Origin of the sequence: Streptomyces albipurpureus (assembly GCF_023701525.1) — a bacterium.
In the GTDB taxonomy this organism is placed as follows: Bacteria; Actinomycetota; Actinomycetes; order Streptomycetales; family Streptomycetaceae; genus Streptomyces; species Streptomyces albipurpureus.
Genome location: NZ_JAMQAW010000003.1, coordinates 224,315 through 244,574, shown reverse-complemented (window position 1 = coordinate 244,574; position 20,260 = coordinate 224,315). Strand labels below are relative to the sequence as shown.

At 70.0% G+C, this 20,260-nt stretch carries 14 protein-coding genes; 9 read left to right on the top strand and 5 right to left on the bottom strand.

Going from position 1 to position 20,260, the window contains the following annotated elements; all coding sequences use genetic code 11:
- Nucleotides 1–137 precede the first annotated feature (137 nt).
- Nucleotides 138–1,394 (top strand): alkyl sulfatase dimerization domain-containing protein, encoded by a 1,257-nt coding sequence (locus NBG84_RS04410; RefSeq protein ID WP_250917918.1) that lies wholly within the window; start codon nucleotides 138–140, stop codon nucleotides 1,392–1,394.
- An 88-nt stretch (nucleotides 1,395–1,482) separates the two neighbouring features.
- On the opposite strand, the gene NBG84_RS04405 is transcribed toward NBG84_RS04410, so the two are convergent.
- Nucleotides 1,483–2,559, bottom strand: coding sequence for an ABC transporter substrate-binding protein (locus NBG84_RS04405; protein ID WP_250917917.1), 1,077 nt, complete (start codon nucleotides 2,557–2,559; stop codon nucleotides 1,483–1,485).
- 538 nt (nucleotides 2,560–3,097) lie between these two features.
- Here NBG84_RS04405 and NBG84_RS04400 point away from each other — a divergent pair.
- The 4 genes from NBG84_RS04400 to NBG84_RS04385 all read left to right on the top strand — a co-directional run bounded on the left by NBG84_RS04400 (nucleotide 3,098) and on the right by NBG84_RS04385 (nucleotide 6,569).
- Nucleotides 3,098–3,265 carry a hypothetical protein gene (locus NBG84_RS04400; protein WP_250917916.1) on the top strand — a complete coding sequence of 56 codons (168 nt, stop codon included), beginning with the start codon at nucleotides 3,098–3,100 and terminating at the stop codon, nucleotides 3,263–3,265.
- 85 nt (nucleotides 3,266–3,350) lie between these two features.
- Complete coding sequence (locus tag NBG84_RS04395) at nucleotides 3,351–4,391, top strand: NAD(P)-dependent alcohol dehydrogenase (RefSeq protein ID WP_250917915.1); 1,041 nt, start codon at nucleotides 3,351–3,353, stop codon at nucleotides 4,389–4,391.
- A 394-nt stretch (nucleotides 4,392–4,785) separates the two neighbouring features.
- Nucleotides 4,786–5,166, top strand: a complete 381-nt coding sequence (locus NBG84_RS04390) for an effector-associated constant component EACC1 (RefSeq protein WP_250917914.1) — start codon at nucleotides 4,786–4,788, stop codon at nucleotides 5,164–5,166.
- On the top strand, nucleotides 5,163–6,569 hold the full coding sequence (locus NBG84_RS04385) for a caspase, EACC1-associated type (protein ID WP_250917913.1): 1,407 nt from the start codon (nucleotides 5,163–5,165) through the stop codon (nucleotides 6,567–6,569). Before NBG84_RS04390 ends, NBG84_RS04385 begins: the two co-directional genes overlap by 4 nt.
- 329 nt (nucleotides 6,570–6,898) lie before the next feature.
- Here the strand turns inward: NBG84_RS04385 and NBG84_RS04380 are convergent, their stop codons facing one another.
- From NBG84_RS04380 to NBG84_RS04365, 4 genes are all read right to left on the bottom strand, one after another.
- A complete protein-coding gene (locus NBG84_RS04380) occupies nucleotides 6,899–8,362 on the bottom strand; it encodes an extracellular solute-binding protein (RefSeq protein WP_250917912.1) in 1,464 nt (487 codons plus the stop codon).
- Nucleotides 8,363–8,367: 5 nt separating this feature from the next.
- Nucleotides 8,368–10,863 (bottom strand): vWA domain-containing protein, encoded by a 2,496-nt coding sequence (locus tag NBG84_RS04375; RefSeq protein ID WP_250917911.1) that lies wholly within the window; start codon nucleotides 10,861–10,863, stop codon nucleotides 8,368–8,370.
- 40 nt (nucleotides 10,864–10,903) lie between these two features.
- Nucleotides 10,904–11,281 (bottom strand): hypothetical protein, encoded by a 378-nt coding sequence (locus NBG84_RS04370; protein WP_250917910.1) that lies wholly within the window; start codon nucleotides 11,279–11,281, stop codon nucleotides 10,904–10,906.
- Between the two features lie 232 nt (nucleotides 11,282–11,513).
- On the bottom strand, nucleotides 11,514–11,672 hold the full coding sequence (locus NBG84_RS04365; RefSeq protein ID WP_250917909.1) for a hypothetical protein: 159 nt from the start codon (nucleotides 11,670–11,672) through the stop codon (nucleotides 11,514–11,516).
- Nucleotides 11,673–11,711: 39 nt separating this feature from the next.
- Here NBG84_RS04365 and NBG84_RS04360 point away from each other — a divergent pair, with 39 nt between their 5' ends.
- From NBG84_RS04360 to NBG84_RS04345, 4 genes are all read left to right on the top strand, one after another.
- Entirely contained in the window at nucleotides 11,712–12,062 is a 351-nt protein-coding gene (locus NBG84_RS04360) for a hypothetical protein (RefSeq protein WP_250917908.1), read from the top strand.
- Between the two features lie 172 nt (nucleotides 12,063–12,234).
- Nucleotides 12,235–12,729, top strand: coding sequence for a GNAT family N-acetyltransferase (locus NBG84_RS04355; protein ID WP_250917907.1), 495 nt, complete (start codon nucleotides 12,235–12,237; stop codon nucleotides 12,727–12,729).
- Nucleotides 12,730–13,154: 425 nt separating this feature from the next.
- Nucleotides 13,155–15,548, top strand: a complete 2,394-nt coding sequence (locus NBG84_RS04350; protein WP_250917906.1) for a hypothetical protein — start codon at nucleotides 13,155–13,157, stop codon at nucleotides 15,546–15,548.
- 740 nt (nucleotides 15,549–16,288) lie between these two features.
- Nucleotides 16,289–20,260 carry a hypothetical protein gene (locus tag NBG84_RS04345; RefSeq protein ID WP_250917905.1) on the top strand — a complete coding sequence of 1,324 codons (3,972 nt, stop codon included), beginning with the start codon at nucleotides 16,289–16,291 and terminating at the stop codon, nucleotides 20,258–20,260.

Here is a 20,260-nt window from a genome sequence, read left to right as displayed (position 1 = left end):
CCACGGTGTTGCGGTCGCCGGGTTCGGCGTTGTGGAATCCCACTCCCTCAGCTCTCGCTTTGAGCCAACTTAGAATGCATCATGCATCTAATCAAGAGAGCGCCTCGGAGAATCCGCGCCCCGAGAGGGAGACCACCATGTCCCGAAACCCCTTGTCAGCCATGTTCCACGGCCCCGAACGACCTCCTGAGGAGGCCGGGTTCTTCTGGCGCGGCGGCCCCTTCGAAGTCGCCGACCGCACCTGGCACACCTCACTGGGCTCGGGTGTCACAGCCTTTGAGACAAGCCAGGGGCTGGTCCTCATCGACACCGGCACCGAAGGGCTCGCCCCGAAAATGGCCAGTGGTCTGCGCGAGTTCACCCAGGCCCCGGTCCACACCGCCGTCTACACCCACGGCCACCTCGATCACGCCTACGGACTGCCCGCGTTCCTCCTGCCCGGCCAGAGCGCCCCGCGGGTCATCGCGCACTCCGCACTGCCCGCCCGCTCCGCCCGCTACAGCCGCACAAGTGGCTACAACGAGGCGATCAACGCCCGCCAGGTCTCCGGCGATGTGACCAAGAGGCGCCTTCGGTTCACACCTCCCCCCATCCCTCCTGACACGTTGTACGACGACTCCACATCGATCGAAGTCGGGGAACTCACCTTCGAACTGCGCCACGCACGGGGCGAAACCGACGACCACACCTGGGTGTGGAACCCGGAGCACCGGGTGCTGTGCCCCGGGGACCTGGTCATCTGGGCCGTGCCCAACGCGGGCAACCCGCAGAAGGTGCAGCGCTACGCCTGGGAATGGTCCGACGCGCTACGCGCCATGGCCGCACTGAATCCCCGAACCCTGTGTCCGGGACACGGCGCCCCGCTCGTGGACGAGCCGGAGACCATCCAACGGCTGCTCCTGGAAACAGCCGACTACCTCGATTCCATCGTTGACCAGACGCTCGCCGCCCTCAACGACGGAGCCCCACCGCACACCGACATCGTTGAACGCGTCACTCTTCCCTCCAGTGACTCGCCCTGGCTCCGCCCGATCTACGACGAGGCCGAGTTCATCGTCCGCAACGTCATCCGCTACTACGGCGGTTGGTACTCGGGCCGACCCAGCGAGCTGAAGCCCGCACCCCGCCGGGAGGTCGCTGCGGTGGTCAGTGAACTCGCCGGCGGGGTGGACATACTCCTCGCCCGCGCCGCCCTGGCCGTGGAGGCGGGCGACCTGAGGCTGGCCTGCCATCTCGCCGACTGGGCGGTCGAGTCCGAACCGACGGACGAGCGGGTGAGGACCGGGGCGGCCGCGGTCTACGAGGCGAGAGCCGAGGCGGAGGAGAGCCTGATGGCCATCAACATCTACCGCTCCGCCGCCCACTACGCCCGTGCGGGCCGCCCCTTCCGCTGACCACGGGAGACCGGGCCACCCCGCACCGAGGGTTCCGGTGCGGGGTGGCGGCATCGGACGCCGCCTCACCGGGCGGTGGTTCGGGGGCTCACGGTTTCACCGAAGCCTTGTCGAGGGATTTGATCGCCTGCTCATAGAACGGCACATCGACCACCTTGTCGTACGGCAGCGGACGCTTCAGGTCTAGGGAGCCCTGATCAATGAACATGGCCTGCATTCCGTTGAGCTTGTCCTTGTCGACAAGGAGAGTGCTGTCGAAGACGTTCTCGGGCACCGCCTCCATGAACTGGCGGGGGAATTTGCCCAGTTCGACGAAGCGATCCATCACCTCGGGGCGCTTGCTGTAACCGGGGGCCAGTTCCTTGCGGGCAGCCTCGATATGGGCCTTCAGGAACGCGCACCCGACCTCGGGCTTCTTCTTCAGGAGGTTGGGCCCCATGATGAGGCCGCCGGTCTGCACCCGGATCAGGGAACCCAGGGTGTCGATTCCCTGGGCGAGACCGCTCTTCTCCACCGAGTTGTTGAACGGCGCGCTCACCATGGCCGCGTCAATGCTCTTCGTCTGGAAGGCGGTCAGCATGTCCGGGGGCGCGAGCGAGACGGTCTTCACATCCTTCAGCTTGAGCCCGCCCTTCTCCAACATCAGACCGCTCATGTAGAAGGCGGCGGAGCCGGGTCCTCCCGGCAGCCCGAACCGCAGTCCCTTGAGATCGGAGATCTCGGAGACTGTGCCGTTCTTCAGCAGATCCGACCGCACGAACAGCGTGTTGCGCTTGTCCTCCTTGAGCAGGCCCGACGCCGAGACGACACGGACATCCACGCCCTGGTCGATGGCGCTGAAGACATTCGCGGGAAATCCGACCATCGCCGCGTCGAGCTGGCCCCGGCCGACGAGGGCGATCACATCCTGGCCGGAAGCGAATGTGGACGCCTTCACCTCAAGTTTCGCCGCCTTGTAGTAACCACCGCCCTCCGCCTGGAAGGAAGTGCCGTACGCGGGGGCCGGGGCGGATCCGAACGTCACCTTCTCGGTCTTGGCGAGCGGCTTGCAGAAGTCACCGGCACGGGCCTGACCGTCGTCCTCTTCTGCGGCTCCCCCGCACGCGGTCATCCCCAGCAGGAGCATGGCAAGACCCACGGCCGATACGGCTCGGCTTCTGTTCATCGGACTGTTCCCTTCACAAGGGCGTGCGGAAGCGCACGGCGACAACTCGAAGGCGGTGCATGGGTGGTAGTGAACGCGCCAAGGAACGGGCGCCACATCGGAGACAGGTTCGGTACGTCCCAGGGGCAGCCAGCCCCATGAGCACGCTCTGGGGAAGCGGTCACGGGAAGACCTGCCTGGCACGCTTTCGCACTCGTACAACGGAGTGTTCAAAGCCCATGGGGGGGTGAGCCGGATGGCGGTCCTCGCGGGCCACCCCGCCTCGATGGCTACTCCCAATCCGTCATATAACGCGCACTTTCGGCGTTCGGCCCGAACATACTGACCGCACGGACGGTTGTAAATGCATTCTGCATGATTGATTGACCGTCCGTACGGTAATCTCGCAACCGGGGGCCGCGGCAGGAAATCGGGCACGCAGCGAGGTCGTCGACCAGGCATATGGAGGCACGCCGGACCGCATCCCCTGGGCATGGCGGCGGTCGCTCGCGATGGGCCTTGCACTCCAGCCACTGAAGGTCACCCTCAGTATCTGTCCATGACAATCCACTACCCGACCGGTCCGAGGAACTTCGGCGCACAGCTCGTCGGCGGCCGTCGCCATCGGGCACGGCGCACTGTCATCACCCCTCTGCGGAGCGCGCACTCAGCCCGCGACATCCGCAAGTCCAGGACCTCTGATGGTCAGACCCCATCGGCCGAGTAGGCTCGGTCGTGGGTGCTATCGGGGGCTCCATACAGCACCGCGCAACCGACTGACCTGGGAATTCCAGGAAGCAGGGAGAACCACTATGAAGGCACTGCAGTACCGGACGATCGGCTCCCCTCCGGAAGTCGTCGACATCCCCACCCCCGAACCAGGCCCCGGCCAGATCCTCCTCAAGGTCACCGCGGCTGGTGTGTGCCACTCCGATATCGCGGTGATGTCGATGTCCGCCGAGCGGCTGCCGTTCCCACTGCCGCTCACTCTCGGTCATGAGGGAGCGGGCATCGTCGCCGGGCTCGGCGACGGTGTGACCGGTGTGACGGTCGGGGACGCCGTTGTGGTGTACGGGCCTTGGGGCTGCGGAGTCTGCCCGGCCTGTGCGTCTGGCCGGGAGAACTACTGCCCCCATGCGCGCACCCTCGGTATCCACCCGCCGGGCCTCGGTTCCCCGGGCGCGATGGCGGAGTACCTGGTGGTCGACGACGTACGGCATCTGGTGCCGATCGGCGACCTGGACCCCGTAGCCGCCGTCCCCCTGACCGACGCCGGACTGACCCCGTATCACGCGATCCGACGCGCACTGCCCAAGCTGGTACCCGGCTCCACCGCCGTCGTCATCGGCACCGGAGGCCTGGGCCACCTCGCCATCCAACTCCTCAGGAACCTCACACCGGCCCGGATCGTCGCCCTCGACGTCTCCGAGGACAAACTGCAACTGGCCCGCAGCGTCGGCGCACACGAGGCACTGCTGTCCGACGAGAACGCCGCCACGCGCGTACGGGAACTCACCGGCGGGCTCGGCGCACGGGCGGTCCTCGACTTCGTGGGCATCGACATCACCGGGCGAATGGCCGTCGCCATGGCCGGCCTGGACTCGGATGTCCAACTCGTCGGCCTCGGCGGCGGCGCCATCCCGGTGGGCTTCGCCCAGGTCCCCTACGGCATGTCCGTCACCGCGCCCTACTGGGGCAGCCGCACGGAGCTGGCCGATGTCATCGCCCTCGCCCAGGCGGATGTGCTCTCCGTGCGCACCGAGACATACAGCCTCGACGAGGCACCACTCGCCTATGAACGCCTGCACGACGGGAAGATCTCCGGCCGCGCCGTCATCCTCCCCAACGCCTGATCCACCACCAGCGTCCTGTTGCGGCAGCCCGGCAGCTGCCGCGACAGGACGTATCCCTGGTCAGGGGCCACAGCCGACTCCCGCTCGGACGGCAGACGACGACGGCGGGCTGACCGGTCGGAAGGCGCGCTGACGCTCCAGAGCCTTCGCTGCGGTTCGCATCCCGTGTTGACCGCGCTTGTGTTGGACCCGAGCAGGGCGCAGGCGACCTGGGGCCATTTCTCGCGTGAGTTCGCCGCCTTGCTGGTGGCTCGCGTCGAACAGTGCGGTTGGGCCCATGGGCGGCGCGTTCCACTGTGTGTCGACAGACGAGTCGAAACTGTGGGTAAGGGAGTTGACACGCCCCGGAGTCGTTTAGGCTGCTGCGTCGGGTACCTGCGGCGGAGAGGTCGACGTGCGGATCGTCATCAGCTGTTCCCATGGCGCGGCGGAGGAGGAGCTTCGTTCGCTGTACGCATGGTTACTGGCAGTACCGCCCGCGCGTCGGCATGCGGGGCTCGCGCTCGGCGCGTCACAGCCGCCCGAGCTTCACCATCAGGGTGAGCTGGTCGACATCCTGTCGCTGGTGCTGGGTTCGGGCTTCAGCGCGGGGTCCTTCTCCCTGGCCCTGGCCACATGGCGTGCCACCCGGCCGCAGGAGCCAGTCATCAGGGTGGAGCGGCCCGACGGGGTGGGGATCACCCTGACGAATGTCACCCCCGGTGAGGCGGAACGGCTGGTGCGGCTACTTGGCGGCGAGAGCGCGCCGGACAGCGAATCGGAGCCTTCGGGGTGAGCTCTGGCCGTCTGCCTGATCCGGCGGCCTCCCGGGTCGTGCTGATCGGGGTGAGCGACTTCGTCTCCACCGCTGGACGCGCCCCGCATGCCCTGCCCGCGGTCCGTAACAACTTGCGCGCCTTGGAGGGTCTGTTCGGCGATCGGCTCTGGAGTGAAGGGGCCGTCCACTGCACGAGGGTGGAGAACCCCGCCTTTCCGGTCGATCTCGTCAAAGCCGTGCGTTGTGCCGTCGCGGCGGCGACGGACACATTGGTGATCTACTACGCGGGTCACGGCCTCATCGACTCCCAGGGCGAGTTGCACCTGGCGGTGGGACACAGTGATGCGGGGTTCGTGCGAGACACCGCCGTCGAGTACAAACGGATCGGCGAGGAGCTGCGGGCATCCCGCGCCACGCGGCGGATCGTCGTGCTCGACTGCTGCTTTGCGGCGCGGGCCTTCGGAGCGCAGTCGGCCGAGCCGGACTTCGCGATGGACGGCACCTATGTGCTCGCCGCCGCCGGAGAGACCGTGATGGCGGTATCGCCGCCCGGCGGCGAATTCACCGCGTTCACCGGTGCTCTGGTCGATGTCCTGCGCACCGGCGTTCCTGGCGGGCCCGAGTACCTCAGCTTGGACGCCCTCTTCGTGGAGCTCACCTGTGAACTGGCGGAGCGCGAGGGGCCAGCGCCCCAGCGGCAGTGCCAGAACCGGGTGGGAGCGACCCCCTTCGCCCGGAACGCGGCGGTAGGTACTTCGGCCACCGCGTCCGATACGCGTCCAGCCCCTCCCGCACCTGGCAGACACCAGAAGGCGGCCGGCCCCCGGAACCGTAGACGACGGATGCTCCTGGCTGCCGCCGGGGCCAGCGCCGTGGGCGCTCTGGTGTATTGGCAGCTGCCGCTCGACACGTCCGCGCGGGAGAAACCGCCTGTGTCCGCGAAACCCGCGGTGCCGTCGTCGGCACCGAGCGCGTCCCAGTCGACTCCGGCCGAAAGCACACCGCCATCGGGTGCGGAGAGCCTGAGGGTGAAGCTGTTCAAAGACGGGCGGACGGCCAACGGAAACGTGGGCATCGATGTGACCAGCCTCGTCGGGAACGTACGCCGCAACGGTGTCAACGACGCCTTCGGCGGCGGTGAGGGCGAGACCGGCGGGGGCGCTGCCGTCCAGGCTGAGGAGCTCCCCGGCGGCAGCACCAGCGGTCTGGTCGACTTCCACGTAGAGACTCCCTGGGGCAACTGCACAGCCGAAGGAGTGGCCATCGGGCGCTCCACCGTGGTGACCGCACGTTCCGGCCCCTGGGTACGAATCACCGTCACCGCGGTCGAAAACGGCTCACGAGCCGACGCCGCAGTAGTCACCTTCCGGGTCACCCAGGGACGGGACAAGGCACCCGAGGGCAATGAGACCTGCGCCTGAGTACCTGACGCTGTGCGGAATCCGGGCATGCGGAGTCGTCGGCGTGGCCGCAGCCGTCGAGACCGCCGCCGCAGCCGGGACTGGTGGGCACTGAGGCCGTCGCAGACCGGCATCAGGACATCCTCGGCGCCGTGGTTCTTCAGCTCGGTCAGGACGCGGAGTCAGTGCTTGGCGCCTTCGCCGCCCTCGCCGCCCTCGCCGCAGGACCGCAGGACCGCAGGACCGCAGGACCGCAGGACCGCAGGTCGAGAGTGTCGCGGTGGGGCCTTCGGCGGTGACCGCGAGGGCCCTGCTCAGCCTTCCGGGCAAGCCGATGCCCCTGGTACGGGTCAGTCCTCCGGGTCGGCGACCGGCATGGCTTCCCGCAGGTCCGCGTCTAGTTCCCGGGCTGCGGCGGCCAGACTGTCAGGCGGGGAGCCGTCCACGACCGCGGCGAGATGGCTGGCATAGGTTTGCGTGAAAGCGCCGTAGTACGGAGTGCGAGGGCGGGACACCGCGTGTTTGAGGGCCTCTTGGAGGACACCGCTCGCGTAGGCGGGTCGACCGTCCTCGTCGCGGGGCATGGTCTGGGCGGGTTCGCCCGAGGGCGAGGCGCCGGGGGAGGCCATGCCGGGGGTGTCGACATAGGTGCAGGTGACGTCGGGATCGTTGTAGGCGGAGCGGCGGGTAGCGGCGAAGCCCGCGTCGAGCAGGCAGCGTTCTCCTGAACGGCTGGTCAAGAAGGAGATCAGTGTGCGGGCCTTGTCGGCAGCCCTTCCACCGACGGTACCGGCCAGCGCGAGATTCTGGCCGCCCAGAACGGCCTTGCCGGGCAGGGGCATCACACCGACGTCGGCGCCGCGCAGATCGGCGACATCGCGGTAGATGGAGGGCCAGTGCCGCAGGAAGGACGTGCGGCCGACCATGAAGTCGGCGAGCGAGGCCTGCTCGCTCGACTCGGAGGCCGCGGGCAGAGTGTGTCCGCGGTGGGTGCGCCGAGCGAGTTCCTCCAGACCGTCCTCCAACAGGTCGGCGTTGCCCGAGTAGCGCCCTTCGGCATCGGTGATCGCCGGGGCGGATCGGGTGGTGGCGAGTGCCTCGACGCCGTTGACGGTGAGCCCTTCGTACCTCGCCAGTTGGCTGGTCCAGCCGGACTCGACGCTCCCGAGCACACTCTCGTCGGGGGCCCGAAGGGCGGCCCTCTCTATGGCGTCGGCGTAGTCGATCAGGTTCTTCCAGGTGAAGCTGGTGTCGGCGGGGTCGACGAGACGTGCCGCGACGAGGTGGTCCTTGCGGTAGTACAACAGACCGACGTCGGTGTTGAAGGGGACGGAGTAGACGGTGTCGTTCCAGCGGGCAGTGGCGGCGACGGCGGGGAAAAGATCCTTCTCGTCGAGCATCGACGCGTCGAGCCGCTGGATCAGACCGCCTTCAGCGAACTCGGGGATCCAGGTGATGTCGAGGTTGACCACGTCGTACGAGGCGCTCCCGGACTGCAACGCGCCCAGGAGCTGGCTGCGTTGCTGGTCGGCGGAGCCCGGCAGCTCGACGAGCCGGGCTCTGTAGGGTGAGCCCGCCTTCTTCTCCCGCGCGTTCCACTCCCGGACCAGTTGGTGCCGGATGCCGCCCTGGCCGGTCACGTCGAGTCCGCTGACCACCACGATCTCGGTGTCGCTGCCCAAAGCGTTGGGGCTCGCCGCGGGGCGGGACGGGTCGCTTCCGGTGCAGGCCGTGACAGCGAGCAGCAGACCGAGCGTGGCGGCCGCGGCGCGAACCCTTCCTGGTCGGCGGAGCCAGGACGAGGAGGTGGTCACGGCGATCACTGTTCCTCGCCCATACCCACCCACGCCACCTCGGTGGCAAGATCTTTCATGAGCGTGCCTGGCGCGTCCGGATCCAGACAGCGGCCCCCGGCGGCGTCCGTGACACGGCGGTCAGGGGTGCCGTCGGCACAGGCGCCCCTGGCGAAGACCGCTATCACGACGGGTATGCCCTGCTCACGTGTCTCGTCGGTGAGGTCATCGAGCTGCTGCTGCCAGCCGGGACGGCGGCCGTCCTCGTCGTCGGTCAGGAAGACAATCAGCTGCGGCCGGTCGTCGTCCTGCCCATAGGTTGCCATCGTGTCGACAGCTCGGCCGAGGGCCCGGTAGGGATCGGCCTCCAGTCCCCGGCGCAGCTGGGCCTTGGCGTCAAGGGCCTTCCGTGCGGCCTCGGGGCGATGGCTGCCCATCGACAGGACGGTGCTGTAGGGGCGCTGCGCACCGTCCTTCGATGCCACGCTCCAGACTTCGTACTCATCCTTCACACCGAGCCCCTTGAAGGAGGCGCGGAGCAGTCCGAGCGCGCCACCGTCACCCTCCCAGTGGGAGGACATCGAAAGGGAGGTGTCGACCAGGAACAGAACCCGGCCGGGGCCAGTGGCCTTGCGGTACTCGGCCAGGACCGCGTCCAGCCCTGCGGCGCTCGCGCGGTCGATCCCGCCCGATTCGAAACCGAGCCGGGTGAACTGGTCGCGGCCCTCGGGGCCGGTGAGCCATAACTTGAACTCCTTCAGGATCTTCTGGCGCGTGGTGGTGAACGGATTGTCGGCACGAGTCCATTGCACCTGCACGAAGACCGGATCGAGGCCGGGCATGCCGTTCGGCTCCACGGCGATCCTGTGCACTGTCTCCGGGCGGCCGCAATCGACGCCCTTCTTGAGCCGGAACGCGGGTACCAGCGCGGAGGCGCCTCCCGACGTGCTCTGCGGTAGCTCGCACAGGAGCTTCTCACCGGTGGTCGCGGGCGGGCGCTGTCCATCGCTGATGCGGCGTTCGGCGCGCTTGCGTTCCTCCACGCTGTCGAGTCCCGTGTACAGGCCCTGGGTGGCCAGGAGCCCGGTGGCCGCTGCCTCGGGATCGGTGCGCCGGACCACGGAGTCGGCTTCGACGCCGTGCAGCACCGTGAGCAGTTCACCGAGGGTCCGGCCGGAGGGCCCGGCGGACAGGCCGGCCTTCGTCGCGACGGCCTCGGGGACGGCGAGGACGATCGGGGACACCGGCAGCGCGACCGGGCGGTCCGACAGTTCCGCGGGGCTGGCCCCGCCATCGACCGGCTCAGCGCGCCGTGGCTCGGCGGAGGTGGCCGGGATCCACACATCAGGCTGGGGGCCGATGTCCCGGCCAGGGTCCGCCTCCTCCGTGGGGTCCTGCCAGGCGGCGGCGTCCTTCCGGAATGCCTGCACCACTTGGTCGGCTGGCGCGCTGTACACGGTGACGCCCCCGAGCAGGCATCCGTCAGCGTCCTTGTTGGCCGGGGTTCCCTCGAAGGTGTCGGCGGCCGCCCGTACGGTCTCCTCCAGCTCCGGGTCGGTGAGCAGGCGTATCTCCTGGGCTGGGACGCAGGAGAAGGGTTGGTCAGCGATCGCCCGGTACAAGGCGTACGATCCCCCGCCGAGCCCCGCGAGGACGACGGCGACGACGATGAGGTGGGCACGTAGCCAGACGAAAACGCCGCGCAGCCGGTCGGCGGAAGCACGGCGCAGAGGACTCAGCCGTTCCCGCAGACCACGTTCGGGCACGGACGCCGTCGGTTCGAGCCGCGCCGCGGCCACCGGGTCTCCCGCGACGTGCACGGTCTCCCGCGCGCTGCCCTCGTACGTCGTCCACTTCTGCTCGGCCGCGATCCCCGCGATGCGCTGGGCCAGGTCGCGCGTGTCACGGTGTCCGGCCGAGAGCAGGGCCGCCAGCTCACGGGTGTACGGCGTGGGAGTCCCGCTCGTGCCCGCGTCCACCCGCCGGTTGGACTGGACGCCGAGCAGCAGGGTGAACTTCCGTCGGCGCGCGTCGGGCAGCCGGGCGAGCAGGGCTTCGGCGGTTCCGGCGTAACAGCAGTCGAGGACGACGACGACACGCTGCGCGCGACTACGTCCGAGCCGCTCCAGGACCCGGGACAGCCGGATCGAGTTGGCGTAGTCGATCGAGTCCTCGCCACGCACCGCGTGGCCACGGTACAGCGGAAGCCACAGCTCCTCGCCCCGTAGATGTGGCATCGCGTGCCCGCAGTAGTAGAACAGGAGCAGGCCGCGTGCGAGGTTGGCCGCGGCCTTGAGCTCGGCCAGGACCTGTTCCTCGGAGTGAGTGTGGTCGCAGACGCGCAGCGCAGCGTCTGGGAAGAGATCGATTCCCTGGAAGGCGGACTTCATCAGCTCTACGTTGGTGCGGGCTGCCGGAATGTCACCGGGAAGTCCGAAGTTCTGGTTCTTCGCGAGATGGTATTCGTACCTGGACACGCCGATCAGCAGGGCCTGGTCGGGCATCTCCCCTCTGCCAGACACCGGATCAGCTCCTCACATCGCTCCGATGTCGGCCGGGCGCTCACTCATCGTCGCGCTCCCGCGTGACGTCGGGCGCCTCTTCGGGACCGTCGCCGCGCTGAGCGCGGCGCGTGGTCCACCAGGACCGCACCGATGCCTCGGCCTCCTCCAGCAGGCGGTTCGCGGTGTAGGCCACCGCGGGCCCCACTATCAGCGTGATGAGGAGGTCTTCCAGGGGCCCCATGGGCGTCCGGGAATCTCCGGCGTCGGGCTGCCGCGCCTGTGAATCGAACCGGAGGGCATTCTGATCGATCAGCTCGCGGAACACCCGCTCCCGCTTGATCCAGAGGGTGAGTTCCTCGACATCGGCGGGTGTCGCCGCCTCCGGATGCATCGCCACCCGCAGGGTGAGGGGCCGGGAATCGTCCTTCGAGTTCATAAGTCCCCATAGTGGCACGCGAGTTCATCGCGGTGCAGGACGAGTCGGCAACAGGTGCCGGGTTCTGTCGGCTTACCGGCGGAAGCTTCGGTGAGGGCTTCGGGCGCCGGGGTGGAGGGCAGGCCCGGTCGCGACATCCCCGACCGCTTCCCGCCCTCAAGGTCATCGTCGGCAGCCCGTAGTCGGACGAGCCCGCTGTTCAAGCGTGCGAGTCCGGCTCCCGCGATCGAACTCACCAGACCAAACGCTGCCACCCCCCGAGGCCGACCGGGACGGACGAGTGCGCCTGCCCGAGCCGGACCTGAGGGTGCGAGCTGTTCGCACCGCGTACCGAGACGAAGTCGGGCTCCGGCAGGGCACGCTCCTGGAAGGCGTCGAAGACTCCACTCATCGGACTCCGAGATGATCAATTCGTAGGGGTCGGGACGCTATGGCGGCTGTCGGCTCATCAACTCAGCAACCGAGCCGGGACGCGGACGACATGTACGAGTGGTACGACAGCGCTTCCGACGGAATCGGCGAGGTGCTGACGCTGCTGGACGCGCCCGGCAACCTGCCGTTCACAGCGGCCTTCAACGTCTACCGCCAGGAGGCGGGGACCGGCGGCATGCTCATGTTCATGCCCGGCAGCACGGACGTCTCCTTCGTGCCCTCCGGCGACCCTCGGCGCGTCCCGGCCGTGCCGGAGTTCACCGACCTCGCCTGGTACCTGCACGCCCTCGTCCCCGCCCTCGTCACGGCAGGGCTCGAAGGGTACGAGGCCAGAGAGGTCCGCTACTGACAACGCCAGCACCGTCGCAGGCCCGGCGGGCCTACCGGGCCCGTCCCGCCGGTCGCCGACGAGGGGAGCGTTGTCACTCAGCGAGATGTGGGACAGACGCCCTCGTTGAGTGTCACGGTCGGCGCACCGGACCCGCCGCTGCGGGGTGTTGGCGGGCGGGACACTGGTGGGCATGAGGGTTGAGGTGGTCCCGGCCGCGGAGCGAGACAGGAACGTGCTGGGGAACCTGCTGCAGCTCTACCTGTATGACTTCTCTGAACTGCGGGATCTCGATGTCACTCCCCAGGGCAGGTTCGCCTACCGCTTCCTCGACCACTATTTCAGGGAAGACGACCGGGAGGCATGCCTCTTCAAGGTCAGCGAAGCGCTTGCGGGCTTCAGCATGACCCGGCAACTGGAAGACGGTTCACGGGAGATGAGCGAGTTCTTCGTACTCCGTCGTCATCGTCGCCATGGCCTGGGCAAGGCCGCCGCTCAACAAGTCCTGCGACGGCATCCTGGCCATTGGACGCTGTCCTTCGACCGTGCCAACCAAGCCGCAGCCCACTTCTGGCCCCCTCTTGTCTCCCACCTGGCCTCCGGCCCCGTGCACAGCCGCGAAACGACTCCGCCAGATGCCGCGTACGCCACGTCCTGCCTCCGGTTTCAGGTCGCTGAAGCTCCCTGACACCGACGTGGAGCACGCGGTCCGCAGCCGTCTGCGCCCGTGCCAGCGAGGCGGGCGCGGTGTCGTCGAGACCGGTTACCAGGACGAAGTGCCCCTGAGCGGCCCGGTACCGCCCGTGGGCGGCGAGGGTGCCGGTGACGCGCACGGTCCGGCGAGTACGACAGGGCCGTGCCGAGAGCGGCCACGGTTCACGGCCCTCCAGCGGTCGGCGGAGAACTGCTCGATCGGACCGCTCCACGAGGAGTCCGCGCCGGGGCCCGTCCTCTGGTCCCGTGCCATCGCGCCGCGGATCCAGGTGAGATCGGCGCCCGCGCCGGCGGGGAGCAGCGACCGGGTGGAGGCCCCGCGGGTAATCCGTTCGGCGGTTTCACCGGTGGACGAGCGTCCCTTATACCTGAAGGACCGCGACAGTTCGGAGGTCGGGCATGACCGCACCCGTTCCGGCGGCGAGCGTACGGCTCGTACGGCCGCAGGACATGCTGGTGATCGACTTCGAATTCCACAACCTCCGGCTCGATCCCGGCGCGGATCCCCCGCAGTTGCGCCGAATCGACCCGGCGCTCCCCCGTGTCGTAGTGGTCCGATTCGAGTCCCAGCACATCACCGAGCAGACCGTCTACGAGAACGAGCCGGACCGGCCCGCGCCGGGGGCGATCGCCGCCCGGGCGGTGGGGCCGAGCCGGATCGCCTTCGTCGTTCCGGAGACGGTGAAGACGATCCCGTACACCGAGACCGGACTGCTGCGTTGGTGGCAGTGGGTCATGCGGGTGGTGCCCGGCGCCGGGCGACCGGACGGCCACGAGACGGATCTGCTGGTCGTGGACTGGCTGCATCTGACGCCGGAGCAGTACGCGACCTGGGACCACGCCGAGACCCCGGTGGAGCACGACGGCCGGACCGAGCTCTGGCACACCCGGCTCGCCGCACGCGGACCCAGGGGCCGTCCCGATCCGCTGTCCGTGCCCACCGTCCGGGTGGTCGCCGCCGACGAACCGGCGAACCCCGAGGAGGCCCGGCTCTTCGGCGCGCTCAACCCCGAGGGGTTCGACTACCGCCAGCTCGTCACCCTCACCAATCCGCCCGAACCGGACGCCGCACCCGTGGACGCGGCGCTGCTCGCGCTGAGCGCCACCGGGGCCACCCTCGATCTGGACGGCCGGTGGGAGCCGACCACCACCCCGGGGCTGAACCTCAAGCACTGGGAGCACCACGCCTGGCAGGGCCGGGACAACAAGGTGATCCTGGAGCAGTACGGCTTCCTCGTCCCGTACGGCCATCGCGCCCTGCTGTTCACCGAGACCAAGCGGACGTTCGACGCCACGACCGGGGTCGCCTATCTCGAACAGCGGCGGTTCGTCCGGATCACCGAGCCGGTCAAGGAGTATCCGGGGGCGTACGGGGTGCCGTTCGGCGGCCGGTCGCTGCCCTTCAACCGGATCGTGGTCGAGGGGCCCGTACCGCCGGTTCTGCCGCTCAGTCCGGAACCGCTGCTGCCCGGCCGTCCGGAGCACGGGTTCTGGATCCAGTCACTGGACACCGGCGCCGATGTCGCGTTCGTGCTGCGGGGCACCGACCAGGCGGGCCGCGAGCAGCGGTTCACCGCGCCCCTGGGGTTCGTCCCGCACGACGTCGCGGTCCGGTATCCGGCGGCGGGCACGGTCCTGCGTGAACTGATCGACGCGTACGGCGGATTCGACCGGATCACCGGGGACGCCCCGGACCCCCGGCGGTCGGTGGATCTCGCCGGGCAGGAACTCGGCTATACCGCCGAGAGGGATCCGGGCACCGCGACCCACCCCACCCAGCGGATCCTCTGGGGCCTCCAGGGACCGCCGGGGCCGGTGGACCCCCGCCCCGACAGCCCCCTGTTCTTCCCCCGCATGCTGGCGGCGGAGGCACGGCTGTCCGCCGTGGACGCCTTCTTCGGCCCGGGCGACCCGGTCGTCCTCGGCTACGACGAGAGGTATCTGGAGAACGCGTTCGCCGGGAATCCGGGCGAGGTCTATGTCCGGGTCCGCGACTCGGTGGCGTCCCTCGGCTCCGGCGAGGACAAGCCGGTGGAGCGGCTCGTTCTCAACAGCAGCGGTATCGGCGGCATCTGGGCACCGAACTTCGACGTCGGCGGACTGTCGCGGGCCATCGGCGCGGTGGGCGGGAAGGTCGAGTCGATCGACCATCTGCGGGACGAGGGGGAGATCGCCGGGAAGGCCTACTTCAACGTCAGGGACCAGGCCAACCAGGCTGTGCTGTTCGGGGCCACGCTCCTGGCGAACGTCCTGCCGGACAACGCGGGGGGGCCGGGAGTTCGCCCCGAGGATCAAGAAGGAGACCCTCTACCCGAAGAGGCCCAGTACCGGGATCCCCAATACGGACAAGCAGCCTTCGGGTCACCGGATGACCATCGAGTTCACCACCCCGCTGGTCGACTTCGGACCGTTCCGGGCCCTCGTCGGCAACAACCGGGCCAAGCTCGATCTGAGGATCCTCAACGAGGTCAGCTACGCCGAGGGCACCAACACCAACACCATCTCCGGCAAGATCTCGCTCTTCGAGTTGAGGCTGCTGACGGCGACCCCGGGGCTCCAGTTCATCGGGGTGGTCTTCAAGGACTTCACGTTCAGCTTCGACCACGACGGCGGGCCGTCCTTCAAACCGGGCGTCGACGCGGTCCGCTTCTACGGCCCCCTCGCCTTCGTCGGCATCCTGGAGGACTACATCTCCGACGCCTTCAAGGGCGTCAGCATCCTCGGCCTCAAACTGAAGACCTATCTGGAGATCACGTACACCGAGGTACGGGTCGGCGTCACCTTCGGTCTTGAGGACATCAAGATGGGGCCCGTCCTCCGGGTCACCAACTGCGTCCTGTCCGCCGGGATCATCGTCCCCTTCGAACGGAAGCCGGTCAGGGCGGCCTTCGGGTTCGCCCGCGAGGACGAGAAGTTCAACATCACCGTCTACGGCTTCGGCGGCGGCGGCTTCCTCACGATCGAGGTGAGCGAGAAGCGCATGGAGAAGATCGAGGGCGCGCTGGAGGCCACATACACCCTCGCCTTCGACTTCGGCATCGTCGCCACCGGCCTCGCCAGGATCGCCATCGGCGTCTACTTCAAGCTGGAGCGGGGTGACGAGGACGACGAGAACTCCAAGGACGAGGTCGTGCTCCGCGGCTATGTCCGGGCCACCGGGCGGCTGAGCGTCCTCGGGCTGATCAGCATCACGGCCGAGTTCTACGCCGATCTCCAGTACCGGCAGCTGGGTAGCGAGTCCGCGGTGACCGCGCACGCCCGGCTGACCGTATCCATCGACATCCTCTTCTTCCATGTCTCCGTCGCCCTGGAGTTCTTCTACAACCTCCAGGGCAGCATCTCCGACGAATCGCTCACCGGGGGGCGGGGCGCCCGAGCCGTCGGCGCCGCCGACGAGCCCACCTCGTTCGGCGATCTGATGTCCCGCGAGGACTGGGAGCAGTACTGCGCCGCGTTCGCGGCCTGACGCCCCCGCTCCCGCCGTGCTCCCCCACCCCCCGCCGCTGCGCCACTCAGTCCGAGGAGACCACCCCATGGCAGCCTCACGCATCGTCTGGACCCCGGTACCGGCCGGGCGCGAAGGCGGCAGGCTCAAGCTGTCCGTCCTCGTCTCGCCGCGGCTCGCGGGAGCCGCGGCGACGCTCGCGGGCTATCCCGAGTGGCTGGAGTGGCCCGCCCAGCGGCCCCGCTACTCCCTGGTCTTCGGAGCCGGGCCCGCGGTCCCGGCCGTGCCCGCAGGCCCCGGGCCCCGGCTCGATCTGTGGCGGCAGCTCTTCCCCGGCACCACTCCCGTGGTCACCCGGGCCGTGGCCCTGGCCGCCGCGACCGTGCCGCCCATCCGCTCCTGGCCGCCCGTCAGCGCCCGTGACCTGGCCCGCTCCGAGCACGCCGCCGCCACGGCGTTCCACGCCACCGCGCCCCTCAGCGTCAACGGGATGGCCTCCCGCGGCCCCGGCCTGACGGACGGGGGCCGGAACGGGGGCGGGGACCAGGACCTCGTCACGGACATCCCCATCCCCCCGGCCCGGCTCGCCCGCGCCCGTACCCTCATCGCCGACGCGCTGGCCAGGGACGGCTACTTCCTCGGCGGCCGGCTGGAGGACCCCGACTCACCGTTCGAACCGTTCAGCTCCGCGCAGATCGACTTCCTTCTCGCCCACCAGTTCCACGACCGCAGGGCGGAGGACAACCCCTCACCCGGCGGCGGTGGTCTGACCGCCCATACCGCCCGGATCGCCGACGGCGACCCCGTCGACTTCCACGCCGCGCTCGGCGCCCTCGCCCAGTACCCGGCGCTCCAGCGGGCCCTGGGACTGGTCGTCGACCTCACCGTGGACGCCGGGGCGCCCGGGGTACCGGCCGCCGGGGACCCGGTGGCCGTCGCCCTGCGGGTGGAGTGGCCGCCGCTGGCCCCGACCGGCCCCTACGAGGCCGTCCTGCCCGCGGTGAACGCGACGCTGACCGCCACCCGCTTCACCGCGAAGCCCGCCGGGACCCTCGTCGGGAACGGGCTGCTCCGGCTGGACTCCGACCGGTTCGAGGTGGTGGAGATCGACGCGGACGGCACCGCGGACGCGCTCTCCGGCTTCGGCCGAAAACTCCTCGACCGCAACGACGGCTTCTCCGGAGCACCGGCCGTACCGCCCGACGCCGCCCTCCCGATCGCCGTCGAACCCGGCGGCGAGCCGGCCCCCCTGCCCAGCCACCGCGCCGACAGCATCGGTGTGGCGCAGCGCGGCCGGGCCCGGGACTTGCGCGACCGGTTGACCCGGGCCACGTCCCGGGCCGCGGCTTCGCCGTCGCTGCTCGCCGACGAACCGTTCGGCGCGGAGGAGTTGGAGTACGGCATCCGGGTCGACGTCTGGGACGACGTGACCCGGCGCTGGCACTCCCTGTGCCGCCGCGCCGGTACCTACGACTGCGGCGAACTCCGGTTCGAGGCCCGGGACGAGGGCACCGTCCATCTCGCGCACAGCACCGCCGTCGACGGCGATCCGACGATCTACCTCCATGAGTCGATCTTCGCCTGGGACGGCTACAGCCTCGCCGCGAGCCGCCCCGGCGGCATCACCCGTACCGTGAACGGGGAGGAGGTGACCATCGGCCCCGACACCGATCCCACCGGGCCCATCCGGCTCCGTACCTCCTTCCGCGCCCTCGGCCTGCCCAAGCTGCGGTACGGCCGCGGCTACCGCTTCCGGGCCCGTATGGTCGACGTCACCGGCAACGGACCCGGCCCGCACGACCCCGCCGCCGAGGACTTCTCCGCCGCCACCCCGCTCGTGCGCCATCTCCGCTTCGACCCCGTCGGCTCCCCCGATCTGCTGCCCGCCGCGCCGCGCACCCAAGGCGAGTCGCTCGCCCTCCTGGTGATCAGGGGCAACTACGACGACCCCGCCGAGGAGATCTGCGAGCGCCGGATCGTGCCCCGGCGGACCAGCCCGGCGGCGGCCGAGCGGCACGGGATGTACGACGTCGCGCCCACCCCCGTGAACCCCGGGGGCATGGACCGGCTCGCGTACGACGACATCGTGCGCCGCGATACGGCCGGTTTCACCGGCGGCGCCGAGGACCCCGGAGGCTGGGGCGACACCCCGTACTTCGAACTCGCCCCGCTGGAAGTGCCGTATCTGCCGGACGTCCTCGCCCGGGGCGCCGCCTTCCGGGGCCTGCCCGGGCTGCCGCCCGGCGAGGTCTTCCCCGTCGCCTTCGACGACCGGCTCTCCTGGCCGCGCCGCGCCCCGTTCAGCCTGCGTCTGGAGCACGGCACCGGCGCCCCCGGGTACGACACCGTCCGGCGGGTGCTCACGGTCCGACTGCCGCCGGGCCGGACCGCCGACATCGTCTGCTCCGCGCGGATCGACGAGGACGATCTGGACGCCCTCGGCATCTGGCAGTGGTTCCTCGACAGCGGTCTGACACCGCCGCCCGGCACCACCGTCGACGATCTGCGCCGACTGGCGGCGCAGGGACGGCTCTGGCAGCTCACGCCCACCCGGCCGCTGAAGCTGGTCCACGCCGTCCGGCAGCCCGTCGCGCCCGCGGTGTTCGGCAAACCGCTCGCCGTCCGGGTCCCCGGCGACACCTCGGCCCGGATCGTGGACGTCCTCACCCTCGACCGCGCCAGCACGGCCAAGGTCGACATCCGCGCCGAGTGGACCGAGCCGGGCGACGCCCCCGCCGACCCCGCGCCCGTCCTGCGCGCGGGCCGGTCCCATCTCACGACCCTCGCCACCGCTCCGACCGACCCCGACGGCGACCGGCTCAGGCTCGACGCCCGGCACGAGTTCCACGACACCCTGCACCGTACGGTCACCTACACCGCCGTGGCCTCCACCCGCTTCGGCGACTTCTTCACCGAGACCGCGCGGGCGGTCCTGACCGGGGTGGAGCCCTCGGTGATCGCGCCCCGCGAGATCGCCTCCGGCACGCTCACCGTCCTCGACCCCGCCGCCGGCCGGGAGTTCGCCGACACCGACTACGTCGCCGACCTGGCCGCCGGGACGATCCGCCGCTCGGGACCCGACTCGGCGATCCCCGACGGCGCCACCGTCGAAGCCGGTTTCGTGACCGGCCCCGTAACGCGGATCAACACCGAGACACAGCGCCCCGTCGTCGTCATCGTACGGTCGTCGGCCCGGCCGGCCCCGCCCGACATCGCCTATCTCGTCCCCACCTTCGGCTGGGAGCGGGCCCACGTCGACACCGGGACCACCAGCACCCGGCGCGGCAACGGGCTCCGGGTCTATCTGCGCCGCCCCTGGTACTCATCCGGCGACGGCGAGGAGCTCGGCGTCGTCCTCGCCGCGAACGGGGCGCCGCCGCCCGCCCTGCGCCCCTGGGTCACCCTCCGCGGCCAGGACCCGCTGTACGCCTCCGCGCCCACCGCCGCCGCGCCGGGTCCCGCCGAGTTCCCCCGCGCCACGCGGACGGCGACCGGACTGGTGCTCGCCGAATCGGGGACCGTACCGGATCTGCCGGGGGTCGCCGTGGCCGCGCACGCCGTCGGCTACGACGAGCGGTGCCGGATGTGGTACTGCGATCTCACCATGACACCGCAGCGCGCCTACCGCCCCTTCCTGCGGTTCGCGTTCGCCCGCTATCAGCGGCGGTCCCTCTCCGGCCTGGAGCTCTCCCCCGTGGCCCTCGCCCAGTTCGCCCAGCTCAACCCGGACCGCACCCTGTCCGTGGCCTTCGGCGCCGATGACCCGGCGCGGGCCACCGTCACCGTGTCAGGACCGACGTACGCCGGCGACCCGGCGCGCGGCGCTCGGCTCACCCTGCTGCTCCAGACCGCCGCCACCGGTCAGTCGGGCGCGCTGGGCTGGCGTACCGAGTCCGAGTCGCCGCTGCCACCGGTACCGGGCGGCGGCGGGCAGTGGAGCGCCGACGTCACCCTTCCCGCGCCGCCCGGAACCGCGCCTCTGCGGCTGCTGGTCGAGGAGCGAGAGGTGCTGCCGACGGCCGGGAGCCGTCTGGTGTACGCGGACGCCGTCGAGATCTGA